Origin of the sequence: Myxococcus sp. XM-1-1-1 (genome assembly GCF_020037095.1) — a bacterium.
Taxonomy (GTDB): Bacteria; Myxococcota; Myxococcia; order Myxococcales; family Myxococcaceae; genus Myxococcus; species Myxococcus fulvus.
In genome coordinates, this window is record NZ_JAIQDH010000012.1 from 119,223 (window position 1) to 135,214 (window position 15,992).

At 68.6% G+C, this 15,992-nt stretch carries 12 protein-coding genes; 9 read left to right on the forward strand and 3 right to left on the reverse strand.

The annotated features are described in order from the left end of the window. Positions 1–371 precede the first annotated feature (371 nt). Together K8640_RS23335 and K8640_RS23340 are read left to right on the forward strand one after the other, a co-directional pair. Complete coding sequence (locus K8640_RS23335; protein WP_223749050.1) at positions 372–722, forward strand: hypothetical protein; 351 nt, start codon at positions 372–374, stop codon at positions 720–722. A gap of 72 nt (positions 723–794) precedes the next feature. Further along, the gene (locus K8640_RS23340; RefSeq protein WP_223749051.1) at positions 795–2,330 is read left to right on the forward strand and encodes an ankyrin repeat domain-containing protein; all 1,536 of its coding nucleotides are present in this window, start codon (positions 795–797) and stop codon (positions 2,328–2,330) included. A gap of 16 nt (positions 2,331–2,346) precedes the next feature. Here K8640_RS23340 and K8640_RS23345 read toward each other — a convergent pair whose 3' ends face one another. The 3 genes from K8640_RS23345 to K8640_RS23355 form a co-directional block, all read right to left on the reverse strand. Next, positions 2,347–4,146, reverse strand: coding sequence for a HAMP domain-containing sensor histidine kinase (locus K8640_RS23345; RefSeq protein ID WP_223749052.1), 1,800 nt, complete (start codon positions 4,144–4,146; stop codon positions 2,347–2,349). After that, positions 4,143–4,817, reverse strand: a complete 675-nt coding sequence (locus tag K8640_RS23350) for a response regulator transcription factor (RefSeq protein WP_223749053.1) — start codon at positions 4,815–4,817, stop codon at positions 4,143–4,145. Before K8640_RS23350 ends, K8640_RS23345 begins: the two co-directional genes overlap by 4 nt. A 106-nt stretch (positions 4,818–4,923) precedes the next feature. Continuing rightward, a complete protein-coding gene (locus K8640_RS23355; RefSeq protein WP_223749054.1) occupies positions 4,924–5,514 on the reverse strand; it encodes an RNA polymerase sigma factor in 591 nt (196 codons plus the stop codon). Positions 5,515–5,734: 220 nt separating this feature from the next. Here K8640_RS23355 and K8640_RS23360 point away from each other — a divergent pair, with 220 nt between their 5' ends. The 7 genes from K8640_RS23360 to K8640_RS23390 all read left to right on the forward strand — a co-directional run bounded on the left by K8640_RS23360 (position 5,735) and on the right by K8640_RS23390 (position 15,989). Beyond that, positions 5,735–7,729, forward strand: coding sequence for an alpha-1,4-glucan--maltose-1-phosphate maltosyltransferase (locus K8640_RS23360; RefSeq protein WP_223749055.1), 1,995 nt, complete (start codon positions 5,735–5,737; stop codon positions 7,727–7,729). Between the two features lie 15 nt (positions 7,730–7,744). Then, on the forward strand, positions 7,745–9,400 hold the full coding sequence (gene treS / locus K8640_RS23365) for a maltose alpha-D-glucosyltransferase (protein WP_141331174.1): 1,656 nt from the start codon (positions 7,745–7,747) through the stop codon (positions 9,398–9,400). Continuing rightward, on the forward strand, positions 9,397–10,731 hold the full coding sequence (locus K8640_RS23370; RefSeq protein ID WP_223749056.1) for a phosphotransferase: 1,335 nt from the start codon (positions 9,397–9,399) through the stop codon (positions 10,729–10,731). The genes treS and K8640_RS23370 overlap by 4 nt, the downstream gene beginning before the upstream one ends. Next, positions 10,728–12,932 (forward strand): 1,4-alpha-glucan branching protein GlgB, encoded by a 2,205-nt coding sequence (gene glgB / locus K8640_RS23375; RefSeq protein WP_223749057.1) that lies wholly within the window; start codon positions 10,728–10,730, stop codon positions 12,930–12,932. The genes K8640_RS23370 and glgB overlap by 4 nt, the downstream gene beginning before the upstream one ends. A 603-nt stretch (positions 12,933–13,535) precedes the next feature. Next, positions 13,536–14,150, forward strand: a complete 615-nt coding sequence (locus K8640_RS23380) for an NAD(P)H-dependent oxidoreductase (RefSeq protein ID WP_223749058.1) — start codon at positions 13,536–13,538, stop codon at positions 14,148–14,150. Between the two features lie 136 nt (positions 14,151–14,286). Beyond that, the gene (locus K8640_RS23385) at positions 14,287–15,639 is read left to right on the forward strand and encodes a hypothetical protein (RefSeq protein WP_223749059.1); all 1,353 of its coding nucleotides are present in this window, start codon (positions 14,287–14,289) and stop codon (positions 15,637–15,639) included. Continuing rightward, positions 15,639–15,989, forward strand: coding sequence for a DUF2019 domain-containing protein (locus K8640_RS23390; RefSeq protein ID WP_223749060.1), 351 nt, complete (start codon positions 15,639–15,641; stop codon positions 15,987–15,989). Before K8640_RS23385 ends, K8640_RS23390 begins: the two co-directional genes overlap by 1 nt. Positions 15,990–15,992 lie beyond the last annotated feature (3 nt).

Below are 15,992 nucleotides of genomic sequence, written 5' to 3' on the forward strand. Positions count from 1 at the left end.
CTGTCGCGACGTCGGAGGCCACCCTCGCGAGGAGCGCCCCGACGGGCGAGGACCACGTGGGCTGGACGGTTCGGCTGGCATGACGCGGGCCCCCTCGTCTCGACTCGACCAGGTGTCTCGCGCCCCAACCCCTGGGCACGAGACCCGCCCCCTCCGGCGGCGCGGCGTCAGCCAGGGGAACCTGTCTGGAACGTGGAGCACCGCGCGGGGATGCGCAACGGGCCCGCACGTTGCCGGGCGCGAGCCCCGGGCCCACCGCGCGGCCTGCCTCGCGTCATCGAGGCGCTCCCCTGCCCCCATGTCGACGCCCGCGGGACACACGCGCGCACCAGCGCTTGCACCCTCACGGGGCTCGCTGGAATGGTGGGCCGATGCACGCCCCGCCGGTCGAATGGACCCCGTACGAAGCAGGAGCCTCGCTCGGCTGGGCGGGCTCGCAGGGGGGCACCATCGCTCGGGATGAGGAGCTCGCGGGGCAGTTGCGACTCACGTACGAGCGCGATGACAGCCGCTCGTTCCATGCCGTCACCTGCGCCGTGTCGGGCTGGTTGCTCCACCATCGCTTCTTCGACAACGCGGAGGCGGCGAGCGAGGCCTATGACGCGATGAAGCCGGCGCTCGAGGAGCTGCGCACCCGGCTGCGCGAGGGCGGGCCCGGCTCCCCCGAGGAGGCGCGACGAGGAGGCCCCCTGCTCGCGGCCTTCCTCGCGCGCTTCCCCTGAAACCGGTCGGGTCGCGACATTTCCGCCGAGGCGACGTTCAGGAGAACGACCGTCCCCGCCGGAGCCCCCCTCATGTCGCCCAAGAAGAAGTTGTCCCCCCTGGACGCCAGGCTGCTCGCAGCCATCGAAGCCTCGAACGCCAAGGACGTCGCGAAGCAGCTCGCGGCGGGCGCCAACCCGAACACCGTCGACGCCAAGGGCTACCCCGCCCTGCACTCCGCGGCCAGCGAGGGCAGCCTGGAGCTGGTCCGACTGCTGCTCGACGCCGGCGCGGACGTCCACGCCCAGGACTCGGATGGGGCCATCGCGCTCTCGTTCGCCACGGCGCAGTCGGGTGACGAGGGGGTGGCGCTGGTGAGGCTGCTCATCGACAAGGGCTCCAACGTCAACCAGCGCTGGAACGACGAAGCGGGCTCCACGGTGCTCACGGACCTGTTCGGCGAGGACAACGAGGCGCCGTCGGAGGACATCCTCGCGGTGCTCCTGAAGGCGGGGGTGGACGTCAACGCTCCCAACGGGCAGGAGGAGACGCCCTTGATGCTGGCCGCGACGTTCAAGGACCAGCCGAAGCTGACGGAGCTGCTGCTGGAGCACGGCGCCTCGGTGGAGACCGTCAACGACCGCGGGTGGACGGCCCTGATGTGGGCCATCCGCGCCGGGAACGAGGGTGCCGTCGAGCGGCTCATCGCGAAGGGCGCCAACGTCAATCACCTCGCGACGGATGACGAGGGCGACACCGCGCTCACCCTCACCGTCAACGAGGACGAGCTGTTCAGCACTCCGTCGCCGCGAATCGTGAGCGCGCTGCTGCGCGCGGGGGCCAATCCGAACCAGCCCAATGCCCGAGGCTGGACGCCGCTGCACCTGGCGGCCTGCATCGAGGACGTGGAGCCGCTGGAGGCGCTGCTCGCGGCGCGCGCGGACCCGCACCTCGCCAACACCGTGGGCTACTACCCCATCGACTTGGCGACGCGCCGTGGCCACACGAAGGTCATCGAGCGGCTGCTCGCGGCCGGAAGCCCCACGCGGGAACAGGCCGCGCGCAAGCGCATGGACGGCATCTGGAAGCAGATTGGCGACTGGGCCGACAAGCACCACCCGGACCATGCCTCGCGGCTGACGGTCAACCGCCCCGCCACGCCCGAGCGGATCGCCGCGCTGGAGAAGCAGGTCGGCAAGGCGCTGCCCTCGGACTTCCGCGCGTTCCTCCAGAAGTTCGGCGGCGGAACCCCGACGTCCCGAGGTCTGTCCATCTCCGAGTACGACGTGTTGACCACGGAGCAGATCCAGGAGCTGTGGAAGGGCCTGCGGGAGCACGTCGACAATGGCGTCTTCAAGAAGGCCCGGCCCCACGAGCTGTCCAAGGACCAGCGGTTCGTGAAGTGGACGTGGTGGCACCCGGGCTGGGTGCCCTTCGCCTCGGACAGTGGCGGCAACCTGTACTGCGTGGACCTGGAGCCCGAGGAGCACGGCAGCGTCGGGCAGGTGATTCGCTGGGAGATCCACGGCGGTCCGCTTGGCCCGTTCGCCGACTCGATGGAGGACTTCTTCGAGGAGTATCTGCGGAAGCTGGAGAGCGGACGCTACGACGCCAGCGAGCTCGAATGAGCTCGCGGCCCCGGCGTCACCCGCGAGACACCGGGGCATCATCGGCGAGCACCTCGCCGGAGAAGCACACCTCGAGCCCGCCGTACTCCGACGGGCTCAGGGTCAGGGTCCAGCCGTGGGCCTGGGCCACGTCGTGGGCGATGTGCAGCCCGAGCCCCTGCCCCTCCGGCGCGCGCGTGCGGGCCGCGTTGCCACGCGCACCCCGGGCGAGCAGCCGCGCGCGCTCGTCCTCGGGGATGCCGGGCCCGTCGTCGAGGACGCGCAGGTGGAAGCGACCTTCGCGGGTGCTCTCCAGCACCACCGCCACGTGGCCGTCCTCGCGGCCGTGGCGCACGCCATTGCCCACGACGTTGCTCACGGCCTGCTCGATGAGCGTCACGTCGCCGAGCACTCGCACGGGCACGGCGGGAACGCCGCTCTCCAGGGAGATGCGCTGCTGCCGGGCGATGGGCTGGTGACGACCGAGGACCCGGCCCACCACGTCATTGAGGTCCACGGGTACGCGCTGGACGTGGGGCGCGCCGGCCTCCAGCCGCGTCGCCGCGGCGAGGTTGTGGACGAGGGAGGTCAGATAGTGGGCCTCGCTCATCGCGGAGGCCACCTCTGTCGCGGACACGGGCTCGCCGCGCGACGCGCGCTGCTGCATCGCGGACAGGTTGCCCTGCAACACCGTGAGCGGCGTCATCACGTCATGCGTGGTGTTGGCCAGGAAGTCACGCAGGCCCTGCTCACGCGCCTCCTGGTGCGCCATCCGCGCTTGGATCTCCGCGCGAGCCTCCTGGAAGGCGCGCGCCAGGTCGGCGATCTCATCCTGTCCGCGCACGGCCACCGGCTGCGCGTAGCCGCTGCGGGCCGAGGCGCGCACGTCCTCGGTGAGCATGCGGATCCTGCGGACCACCGGGCCCAGCGCGAGCACCACCGAGGCCACGACGGTGGAGACCAGCAGGCTCCAGTCCTTGAGCGGCGGCAGGGAGAGCATCGAGGGAGGCGGCGGCTCCTCCCGGCGCGCGAGGATGAATGCACACGGTCCCCCTTCCCACGGCATGCGCAGCAGCACTTCGAGCATGCGCCGTCCGTCCTGCTCGAAGCGGCGCACCACCGTCCCGTCACTCGCCGCGACCCGCATGTCCTCCGACAACACGGGGGCCCTCGGATTGCGTGAGACGAACTGGGCGTCGTAGGGGAAGTGCTCGACTCGCGCGGGTGCACGCCCGCCATCACCGTCCGCCGGAGGTGGAGGACGCCCGTTGTCGAAGAGAGACGGACCGAGGCCATTCGCCGTGGCAGCACCGGAGCGCCCGCGGCCGGCTGGAGCATCCGCGAAGGCGGGAGGCCCCGCCCCATCGCCGCCACGAGCCCCGCCCTGACGCGGCGGGCGCAGCTCCGCGTCTTCATCCTGCGCGCGCGGTGAGGGTGGTCGGAAAGCCTCATCACCGGGCCCGCCCTGTCGCGGCGGGCGCCCCTCCGCGCCTTCATCCTGCGCGCGCGGTGAGGGTGGTCGGACAGCCTCGGCACCAAGCCCGCCCTGTCGCGGCGGGCGCCGCTCCGCCCCCTCATCAAGCGGACGCGGTGGTGGCGGCCGCCCATCCTCCCCACGCCGAGGCGGCGGCGCTCCTCGCTCCGAGGGACGCGGGCGCCACGTCTCCGGCGACGCCTCGCAGCGCGAGCGCTCCACCTGCACGCGCGCCAGCGTAGCGGCCTCGAGCACCTCCTCCTGCGAGCGCTCCCGCAGGGACTTCTGGAAGTACGCCATCGCCACCACGACCGGCAGCGCCGCCGCCATCGCCGTGAGCGCCAGGCGCAAGCGCAGCTTCACGAACCCTCTCCCTCGACCAGCCGGTACCCCACGCCCCACACCGTCTCCACGCACTGCGCCGGCGCCAGCTTCCTGCGCAGCCGCGACACGTGCACGTCCAGCGTCCGCTCCGTCCCCTCGCGCTCCGGATCCAACACGTGCTCCACCAGCCACTGCCGCGTCACCGCCTCACGAGGCCTGCGCGCCAGCGCCGCCAGCACGTCGAACTCCACCCGCGTCAACTCCACGACGCGCCCCTCCACGCGCACCTCGCGCCCCAGGAAGTCCACGCGCAGCGGCCCCAGCTCCAGCACCGACTCCGGCTTCTGCAACACCGGCCGGCGCAGCCGCGCGCGCACCCGCTCGATGAGCTCCTCCGGCCAGAACGGCTTCGTCAGGTAGTCATCCGCGCCCAGCTTCAGCGCCCGCACCTTGTCCAGCGTGTCGTTGCGCGCGCTCAGGATGAGCACCGGCACCTCCGAGAACCCCCGGAGCGCCTTGAGCATGTCCAGCCCGTACGTCCCCGGCAGCATCAGGTCCAGCACCACCAACCCCACGTCGGGGAGCTCGCCGGGCAGCAGCATCCGCCCCTCCGTCCACCACTCCGCCTCGAACCCAGCGCCCTTCAGGTGCTCGACGATCTGCGCGCCCAGCCGGGCGTCGTCCTCCACCAGCAGGATTCGCTCCCCCATCTCCCGCTCGCCTCCTCTCCCTCCCGGTCACCACGGTGCCGTCACGAATGGATGAATGAAGGCCGACAGTACCCGGAGGTTCTTAAGACTCCCTTAACGTGAGGCCTCAGCCGCCCCGCCCGAGCACGTCGGCGAGCTTCTCCAGCGCCAGCCGCGCCCGCGTCTTCACCGTGCCCAACGGATGCCCGGTGCGCTCGGCGATCTCTCGCTGCGACAGCCCCTCGAAGTAGGCCAGCTCCACCACCTCCCGCTGCTCGGGAGGCAGGGTCCGGATCGCCGCGCGCACCCTCACCCGGTCCTGCCCCATTCCCAACGCGTCGTCCGGGGCCAGCGGCGTGGCGCTCGTCGGAGGCGGATGGTGCACCACGCCCTCCGCCACGCGCGCCGCGGTGCCCAGCGAGCGCAGCCGATCGATGGCGCGCGTGCGAGCGATGGTCGTCACCCACGTCTCCAGCCCCCCGCGCTCCGGGTCGAAGTCGCGCGCGCGCCGCCACACCTCCAGGAACGCCTCCTGGAGCACCTCCTCCGCGTCCGCGCGGGAGGGCAGCAGGCGAAGACACGCCGCGAACGCCCGGGAGGCGCAGCGCGCATACACGTCCCGCATGGCGGAGGCGCTGCCCAGGGCCACCTGCTGGAGCAGGGCCCTGTCGGCCGCCGGGTCGCTCGCCCGCTGAGCAGTGGGTGAAGGAAGCGCCATGCCTTTCCCGGATACCGCAACCCGAGGTGCGGATCCCAGCTTCAAGTATGGGCAGCCGGGCACTCAGCCCCTTCGAGTCCACCGGGTGGGCGTCCTCGCCCCCCATCCCTAACGTTCACGAGCCAACGCGGCCGACGCGCCAGTCGTCCTTCATCAACGCACCCCGCGACACGCCGCCCGGCTTCACCCAACCTCAGACCTATAAGGGCCGCGAGCCGATATGAAAGAGCGAATCGGGAGCGTGTTCATCGAGGGAGTCCAGCCGCAGCTCGACGGAGGCCGTCACGCCGTCAAGCGCATCGCCGGGGACAGCCTCACCGTCCGCGCCGACATCTTCAAGGAGGGCCATGACGTCCTCGTCGCCGTCGTCCGCTGGCGCCAGGTCTCCCCTCAACAGGAGCAGACCGACTGGGGCGAGGTCCCCATGCGCCCCCTCGGCAACGACGCCTGGGAGGCCGAGTTCCCCCTGGCTCGCAATGGCCGCTACGAGTACACGATTGAAGCCTGGCCAGATCTCTTCCGGACGTGGACCTCCGAGCTGAAGCGCAAGGTGGACGCGGGCCGGGACGTGAAGAGCGAGCTCTTGGAGGGGGCCGCGCTGCTGGAGGGCGCCGCCGCGCGCGCGAAGCCGGTGGACGCGGACGACGCGCGGGTGCTCACCGAGGCCGCCGTGCGCCTGCGCCAGCCCGCGAGCCCGGACCTCATCGCGGTGGCGCTCGCGCCGGAGCTGGCCACGGTGGCGTCGACCTACCCGGACCGGACGCTGGCCAGGCGCCACGAGCCGATGCTCCAGGTCTTCGCGGACCGGGAGAAGGCGCGCTTCGGGGCCTGGTACGAGTTCTTCCCGCGCTCGGCGAAGCGCGACGGCCGCACGCACGCGACGTTCCAGGACGCGGAAGGCTGGCTGCCGTACATCCAGAAGCTGGGCTTCGACGTGGTGTACCTGCCGCCCATCCACCCCATCGGCCGCACCGCGCGCAAGGGGAAGAACAACAGCCTCAAGGCGGGCCCGGATGACGTGGGCAGCCCGTGGGCCATCGGCGCCGCGGAGGGCGGCCACAAGGCGGTGCACCCCAGCCTGGGCACGCTCGCGGACTTCCGTCACTTCCTGCAGGCCGCGCAGTCTCACGGCATCGAGGTGGCGCTGGACCTGGCCTACCAGTGCTCACCGGACCACCCGTACGTGAAGGAGCATCCGGAGTGGTTCCAGCGCCGCCCGGACGGCACCATCAAGACGGCGGAGAACCCGCCCAAGCGCTACGAGGACATCGTCAACTTCGACTGGATGGGCCCCGCGCGCGAGTCGCTCTGGGTGGAGCTGGAGTCCGTCGTCCTCCACTGGGTGCAGCAGGGCGTGCGGACCTTCCGCGTGGACAACCCCCACACCAAGCCCATCCAGTTCTGGGAGTGGCTCATCCGCCGCGTGCAGGACCGCCACCCCGACGTGCTCTTCCTGTCGGAGGCCTTCACCCGCCCCAAGGTGATGAAGGCCCTGGGCAAGGTGGGCTTCACCCAGTCGTACACGTACTTCACCTGGCGCAACTTCAAGGGCGAGCTTCAGGACTACCTGGAGGAGATCACCCGCCCGCCCGTGTCCGACTTCTTCCGCGGCAACCTGTGGCCCAACACGCCGGACATCCTGCCGGAGCTTCTGCAGAACGCGGGGCCCGGTGCGTTCCGCCTGCGCGCGGCGCTTGCCGCCACGCTCTCCTCGGTCTACGGGATGTATTGCGGCTTCGAGCTGTGCGAAGGCCGCCCGCTGCCCGGCAAGGAGGAGTATCTGGACTCGGAGAAGTACCAGCTCGTCGCGTGGGACCTGGACCGGCCCGGCAACATCCGGGACTGGATAACGAAGCTCAACTCGGCGCGGCGCACCCAGCCCGCGCTGCACACGTACGACACGCTGCGCTTCTTCGACTCCGACAACGAGCGGGTCCTCTTCTACGGCAAGCGCACGAAGGACGGCACCAGCACGGTGCTGTGCGCGGTGAGCCTGGACCCGTACGCCGCCCAGGAGGCGCTGCTGCGGCTCCCCCTGGACTGGCTGGGCGCGAAGCCCGACGAGACGTATCAGGTGCACGAACTGATGACGGACCAGCGCTCGTTGTGGCAGGGCTCCGACGTCCAGGTGCGCCTGACACCCGAGCAGCCCGCGGCCGTCTGGGCCGTGTACCGCTTCCGTCGCACCGAGCACGCGTTCGACTACTACGAGTGACACCCTGAGAGGCGTATGGAACTGGATCCCCTCTGGTACAAGAAGGCCCTCATCTACGAGCTGCATCTAAGAGCGTTCCACGACTCCAACGGCGACGGCCACGGGGACATCCCGGGCCTCATCGAGAAGCTGCCCTACCTCCAGGACCTGGGGGTCGACTGTCTGTGGATCCTCCCGCACTACCCCTCCCCCCTGCGCGATGACGGCTACGACATCGCGGACTTCTACGGCGTGCATCCGGACTACGGCACGCTCGCGGACTTCCAGCGCATGGTGGACGAGGCGCACAAGCGCGGCATCCGCATCATCACCGAGCTGGTCGTCAACCACACCAGCGACCAGCACCCCTGGTTCCAGGAGGCCCGGAGCGATCCGAAGAGCCCCAAGCGCGACTGGTACGTCTGGAGCGACACCGAGGACAAGTACAAGGGCGCGCGCATCATCTTCACCGACACGGAGCGCTCCAACTGGACGTGGGACCCGGTGGCCAAGCAGTACTTCTGGCACCGCTTCTTCAGCCACCAGCCGGACCTGAACTACGACAACCCCCAGGTGCAGGAAGCCATGCTGGACATCATGCGCTTCTGGCTGAACATGGGCGTGGACGGCTTCCGGTGCGACGCGGTGCCCTACCTCTTCGAGCGCGAGGGCACCAACTGCGAGAACCTCCCGGAGACGCACGCCTTCCTCAAGCGCCTGCGCAAGACGATTGATTCGGAGTACCCGGGGAAGATGCTGCTCGCGGAGGCCAACCAGTGGCCCGCCGACGTGCGCGTCTATTTCGGCGAGGGCGACGAGTTCAACATGGGCTTCCACTTCCCGGTGATGCCGCGCCTGTTCATGGGCGTGCGCCGGGAGGACCGCACCCCCATCGTCGAAATCATGCAGCAGACGCCGGACATCCCGGAGTCGTGTCAGTGGGCCATCTTCCTGCGCAACCACGACGAGCTGACGCTGGAGATGGTGACGGACGAGGACCGGGACTACATGTACCGGGAGTACGCCACCGACCCGCGCATGCGCATCAACCTGGGCATCCGCCGCAGGCTCGCGCCGCTGATGGACAACGGCCGCCGGCGCATCGAGCTGATGCACAGCCTGCTGTTCACCCTGCCCGGCACGCCGGTGATGTACTACGGCGACGAGATCGGCATGGGGGACAACATCTACCTGGGCGACCGCAACGGCGTGCGCACGCCCATGCAGTGGACGGGAGACCGCAACGCGGGCTTCAGCCGGGCGGACTACGCCCGCCTCTACGCGCCCGTCATCGCGGACCCCGTCTACGGCTATCAGTCCATCAACGTCGAATCGCAGGAGCGCGTGAAGTCCAGCCTCCTGCATTGGGTGAAGCGGATGATTCGCATCCGCCAGCGCTACCCGGTGTTCTCGCTGGGGAAGCTGCGGTTCATCTCCCTGGAGAACCGCAAGGTGCTGGCGTTCGTGCGGGAATGGGAGGGCCAGACGGTGCTCGTGGTGTGCAACCTGTCGCGCTTCTCGCAGCCAGCGGTGCTGGACCTGCGCGAGTGGCAGGGCATGGTGCCCGTGGAGTTGATTGGCGACACACCGTTCCCGCGTATCAGTGACCTGCCCTATCAGCTGTCGATGGGGCCCTTCATGTTCCTGTGGTTTCGGCTGGACCAGCCGGTGCCCGGAGGGAGCCGAGCATGACGACCTTGGACCTGACGAAACTGCCCGAACACCTCAAGAGCCAGCGCTGGTTCTCCGGCAAGGCGTGGCCCATCAAGCAGGTCAGCGTGGTGGACCACGCCAACCTGGACGCCACCCCGTGCAACCTGTCGCTCGCCGTGGTGGAGGTCGTCTACGAGCTGGGGCAGCCGGAGCGCTATCTGCTGCCGGTGAAGCCCTCGACGGACGGCATCAAGGACGCGCTCGAGGACGACGGGTGCCTGCGCGCGCTGTTCGACCTCATCCGCGACGGCGCGCAGATTCCCTCCGCCTCCGGCCGCGTGGTGGGCGAGTGGATTGGCGGCCCCGAGGGCCTGCTGGGCCTGCCCTCCCCCCTCCCCGTGCGGCGGCTGCTCGTGGAGCAGAGCAACACGTCGGTGGTGCTCGGTGAGAAGGTCATCGTGAAGGTCATCCGCAAGCTCGAGGCGGGCGTGAATCCCGAGTACGAGGTGGGGCGCTTCCTCGCCACGCGCACCTCGTTCCGCGCCACGCCCGTGCTCCTGGGCGCGCTGCGGCTGGAGGGCGCCGCCGGGGCCACGCTCGCGCTGGTGCACCGGTTCGTGCCCGACTCGGTGGACGGCTGGAAGTACACGCTGGAGCGGATGCGCCAGTCGCGGCCGGTGGGCGACCGGTTCCTGAGCGAGATGGAGGAGCTGGGGGCGCGGCTGGGAGACCTGCACCAGGCCTTCGGCTCGGCGCCGCTGGACGACACGGCGTTCGCGCCGGAGCCGCTGCTCCAGGAGGACCTGCAGCGCTGGAGCGCGTCCATCGTGGGCGAGCTGGGCGTGACGCTGGCGGAGGCCGGTCGGCTGCATGCGGACCTGGAGAAGCGGCGGGAGCGGCTCATCGAGTACGCGAAGCGGCTCGCGCAGGTGACGCCGTCCGGGCAGAAGATCCGCATCCATGGAGATCTGCACCTGGGTCAGGTGCTGCGGGCCAATGACCAGTGGCTCATCTTCGACTTCGAGGGGGAGCCGGCGCGCAGCTTCACGTCCAGGCGGGAGAAGTACAGCCCGTTGCGCGACGTGGCGGGGATGATCCGCTCGTTCGACTACGCGGAGGCCACGGTGGCGCTCGAGGGCGGGACGCCTCGGGGACGGGTGGGCCCCAGCCGCGATGCCTTCCTGTCGGGCTATCGCAAGGCGACCCAGGGAGCGGCCTTCCTGCCCTCGGACGACGCGGCATTCGACACGATGCTGCGCGCGTTCGAGCTGGAGAAGCTCCTGTACGAAGTGAGGTATGAGATGGCGAACCGGCCCGACTGGGTGCGCATCCCCGTCGAGGCCCTCATGCGGATGGAGGAAGGCCAGTGAGGAAGCCCGCGGACAAGGCGCAGGTCGACGCGGAGTTGCAGCGCGTGGTGGAGCTGCGGCACCCGGAGCCCCACTCCGTGCTCGGCATCCATCCGGACGGTGACGGCGTGGTGATTCGCGCCTTCCGTCCGGAGGCCGTGGCCATCCACGTGCTCCCGGAGTTCGGCGGGCGCGTGCCGATGAGCCACCGGCTGGGTGGCGTCTTCGAGGCGCGCGTGAACGGCCGCGACAAGACCTTCGGCTACCTGTTGGAGGTGGAGTACCCCGGCAAGCGTGTCTTCACGCTGAGAGACCCCTACAGCTTCCTGCCCACGCTCGGGGAGATGGACCTGTACTACGCGGGCGAGGGGCGCCACGAGCGGCTCTGGGAGCGGATGGGCGCGCACCTGAGCCACCACAACGGCACGCGGGGCGTGGCCTTCGCGGTGTGGGCGCCCACGGCGGCGGGCGTGTCCGTGGTGGGCGACTTCAACAGCTGGGACGGGCGGCTGCACGCCATGCGGCGCATGGGGGCCTCCGGCATCTGGGAGCTGTTCGTCCCCGAGGTGGGCGAAGGCGCGCGCTACAAGTTCGAGATCCGTCCGGGCCAGGGTGGGCCCCGGGTGTTGAAGTCGGACCCGTTCGCGTTCCGCACGGAGGTGCCCCCGGCGACGGCGTCGGTGGTGCACGACCTGGGGCGGTACGCCTGGGGGGACACGCCGTGGTTGGAGACGCGCGCGAAGCACGAGGACGTCGCGCACCAGCCGTGGAGCGTCTACGAGGTGCACCTGGGGAGCTGGCGCCGCGTGGTCGAGGATGGCGACCGGCCGATGACGTACCGGGAGCTGGCGCCCGCGCTGGCGGAGTACGTGAAGTACATGGGCTTCACCCACGTGGAGCTGTTGCCCGTGTCGGAGCATCCGTACGGCGGCTCGTGGGGGTATCAGGTCAGCGGCTACTACGCGCCCACGGCGCGCTTCGGACATCCGGATGACTTCAGGTTCCTGGTGGACCACCTGCACCAGGAGGGCATCGGCGTCATCGTGGACTGGGTGCCGGGGCACTTCCCCCGGGACGCGCATGCGCTGGGCGAGTTCGACGGCACCGCGCTGTACGAGCACGCGGACCCTCGCAAGGGGGCGCAGCCGGATTGGGGGACGCTGGTCTTCAACTTCGGCCGCAACGAGGTGCGCAACTTCCTCATCGCGAACGCGCTGTTCTGGATCGAGGAGTACCACATCGACGGACTGCGCGTGGACGCGGTGGCGTCGATGCTCTACCTCGACTACAGCCGCAAGCAGGGCGAGTGGATCCCCAACCGTTGGGGTGGCCGGGAGAACGAGGAGGCCATCCAGTTCCTGCGCGAGCTCAACGACACCGTGCGCCGCAAGCACCCGGGCGTGGTGGTCATCGCCGAGGAGTCCACGGCATGGCCCAAGGTCTCCGCGCCGACGAGCGAGGGCGGCCTGGGCTTCCACTTCAAGTGGAACATGGGGTGGATGCACGACACGCTGTCGTACTTCTCGAAGGACCCCATCTACCGGCAGTACCACCACAACCAGCTGACGTTCGGGCTGCTGTATGCGTTCAGCGAGCACTTCATGTTGCCGCTGAGCCATGACGAGGTGGTGCACGGCAAGGGCAGCCTGTACGGGCGCATGCCGGGAGACCCTTGGCAGAAGCGGGCGAACCTGCGCGCGCTGTTCGCGTGGATGTGGGCGCACCCCGGCAAGAAGCTGCTCTTCATGGGCGGAGAGTTCGGCCAGCCGGCGGAGTGGAACCACGACAAGAGCCTGGACTGGCACCTGACGCAGGACCCGGGGCACGGCGGCATCATGCGTCTGGTGGCGACGCTGAACCGCGTGTACCGGGAGCTGCCGGCGCTGCACGACGCGGACAGCGAGCCGGTGGGGTTCCAGTGGCTGCAGCCGGACTCGGCGGCGTCGAACGTGCTGGCGTTCGTGAGGCGATCACGGCAGCCAGGGCGTCATGTGGTGTGCGTGGCGAATCTGTCGCCCGCGGTGCGTGAGAACTACCGCGTGGGCTTCCCGCTGCACACGAGCTACGCGGAGATCGTCAACTCCGACGCGGGCGAGTTCGGCGGCTCCAACGTGGGGAACCTGGGACAGCTCCACACGGAGCCCACGCCCTGGGATGGGCAGCCGGCGTCCGCGCTGATCACCCTGCCCCCGTTGTCCGTGCTGTGGTTCACGCCGGGCTGAGACTTCCGCGGGCGGCGTGAAGTCCGCGCCGCCCATGAGATGTCTGTGTACTCAATGAATCAATCACAGATATCTATATTTGTGTTTGTGATTGATTTGTCGCGGCCGGAAAACCACTGAACATCGGACCATGTAGGTATTGCCCTCTCTCCGGGCGGCCTGGGGCCCTCGAAAACCACTAAACATCAGAGCATGTAGGCATTGCCCTTGAAATGGCGTGATTTTCAGGCCACGCCAGGGCACTGATAAAGCGTGCATGTAGGCCTGGCGATCAGGATCGCAGGTGATCGCGATCGCAGCCGCACGAGAGCCAGGGACAGGGGTGGAAGACCCACCTGCACTGAGACTCAGTGGGTCGGGATCTTGAGTGATTTCAGGCGGATGTCATTCAACACATGAGAATTGCTGAACAAATCGAGCAGCCCCTGTTACCGCAAGAGCCTGCATGTTTGTTCATGTAGGTACGGCAATTCTGATCCGCGAGTGATCGTGCTCCATCCGCCTTCGCGATCCTCGAACTTCGAGTTGAAAACGAACCTACCAAACGTAAGTTACCAAGGGTACGCAGCGGTCCACAGGTGGCCGCCGTCTGGAGCTTCCGCCATGCATGCCCTCATCGTCGTCGCGCATCCTGAAGAGAAGTCGCTCACCCACGGCATCGCCGCCCGGATAGGGGCTGGGGTGGTGGGTGCGGGGCATACGTTCGAGCTCGCGGACCTGTCGGCGGAGGGGTTCGATCCGCGGTTCAGCGAGGCGGACCTGGCGGTGCATCGCAGACAGGAGACGCCGCCGCGAGATGTCCTGGTCGAGCAGGCGCGGATCGATCGCTCGGACACGTTGGTGTTGGTCTATCCGGTGTATTGGTGGTCGATGCCGGCGTTGTTGAAGGGGTGGATCGACCGGGTGTTCTCGAACGGGTGGGCGTTCGACTTCGGGTTGGAGACGGGGTTGGAGAAGAAGCTGCGACACCTGAAGGTGCACCTGGTCGCCATCGCCGGCGCGGACCTGCGGACCTATGCGCGGCACGGGTACTTCGGGGCGATGAAGACGCAGATCGACCACGGCATCTTCGACTACTGCGGAGCGAAGGTCGTCACCTCGGAGCTGCTGGTCGACTCGGAGACCCAGGACCCCAAGGTCCACCTGAAGACCGCGCATGCACTGGGGACGAAGCTCTTCGGCGCCACGGAGCAGGCACGCGGCGCGGATGCCGCCTGAATGAGCGTGGGTCGACAGCGCCCTTCGACCCAGCAACAAGTCCAGTGGGAGACAATTTCATGACTAGCTAGTATTTCACGATCCCTGGCGACGACGCACGCTCTCGAATGGGGAGCCTTCGCCAAGAGGACTTTGGATGCTGCCACGATGGTCGATCCCCCTACTCCTCGTGCTGTTGTCTGCATGCAGCGGCACCACGAGGTCCGTTCGACTCCAGACGGGCCGTGATGCCCCCATCCTCCTGACGCCACGCGGCGCCGGGGCCGCGCCGGTTGAAGTGGATGAGGACGACTTCGTTGACGCCATGAAGAGGCTGTCGCGCGGCGTGCGGCTGCCAAGTCATCCCCAGGAAGCAGCTCGGCGATTGTTCGAGATGGATGCGCGCAGCGGCACGTACCTGTACGAGCCACGTGGGCACCGCGTCATCCCGCTGGGACCAAGCGAGCATCTGGAGAGCGAACAACCCGCCCCAGAAGTCGCGCTGACACGCGCCTACCTGCGCTGGTGCGAACGTACGAACAAACCCAGCGATTGCCTGAGCATCCTGACAGAGAACCCCACCGTCACTGGAGATGGTCGTTACGCCCTTGCCCTGGCGCAGGCCCAGGGGGCCGTGTGGGACGAGATGATGGACGCCTTCGAGGACATGGCCGATCCCCAGGCCGTGATGTCGGCGGTCCTTTGGACATGGACCACGTACTGCATCCTGCTCACGGTTCCCGAGCCCTTCTCGAAGGGTGTGGCCGCGGTGATGACTGCCTCGCTCATTGCCTACGTAGGGCTCGACACGTTCTGGAGTCTCATCGTCGGTTTCAAGCAATTGATGGCGGAGGCGGAGCGAGCGACCACGTTCGACGAACTCCGCGAGGCGGGAATGCGATACGGCCAGGTCATGGGCCGCAACGCGGCGCGCGCGTTCGCCATGCTGGCCATGGCGGCCATCGGAAACACGGCGGCGGGTCTGGGCTCGAAGGTGTCAGGGCTCCCAGCCGCCGCGCAGGCAGCGGTGCAGGCCGAAGCACAGGTGGGAATCCGGCTCGCTGCGGTCGCTGAAGTCAGCGCGGTGGCGGTGAGCGCCGAAACCGTCACCATCGCCCTCGCCCCCGGCGCCGTGGCCATGGCGGTGAGTGGCACTAGCGGAGGCACGGCCACCAAGGTCCAGCCGGCGGGCTACAGGGCCTGGGGGTCGTACAGTGGCTTCAAGAAGGCCATGGGCCCGGCGGGAAAAGACAAGGAGTGGCACCACATCGTCGAGCAGACCCCAGGAAACGTGAATCGCTTCGGGCCCCAGGCGCTTCACAACACCGAGAACGTCATCCCGATGGACAAGCTCCTGCACACGGACGTCAGCGCGTTCTTCTCTTCGATTCGACGCGATATTACGGGCTCGCCATTGACCGTACGGCAATGGTTGAGCACACAGTCGTACGGGGCCCAGCGTGATTTTGGACTGCTGGCCATCGAGAACGTGGCGAAGGGGCTCTGGTGATGGACCTGGAAAAGCTCGTCGAGGAATTCGCGCTGAACGTGGCGGCGCAGAACGAAGCCATCTTCCGGGGGGACGCCAAGACGGGGAACAAGCACGCCAGGAAGTACGGTGCTGCCGTCGATACGTTGCTGTCTCACGGAGATAAAGGGCGCGATGCGCTTCTCGTCCTGCTCAAGCACGAACGAATGGATGTGCGAGTGATGGCTGCTGCCCATTTGCTCCGCTATCGAACGGCCGAGGCCAAAGCGGTCTTGGAAGAGGCCGCCAAGGGAAAGGGGCTTGTCCCCTTCGGAGCGCAGCAGGCCTTGAAGCGATGGGAAGAAGGAACCTGGGCGCTCGACCCGGGGTAGCCA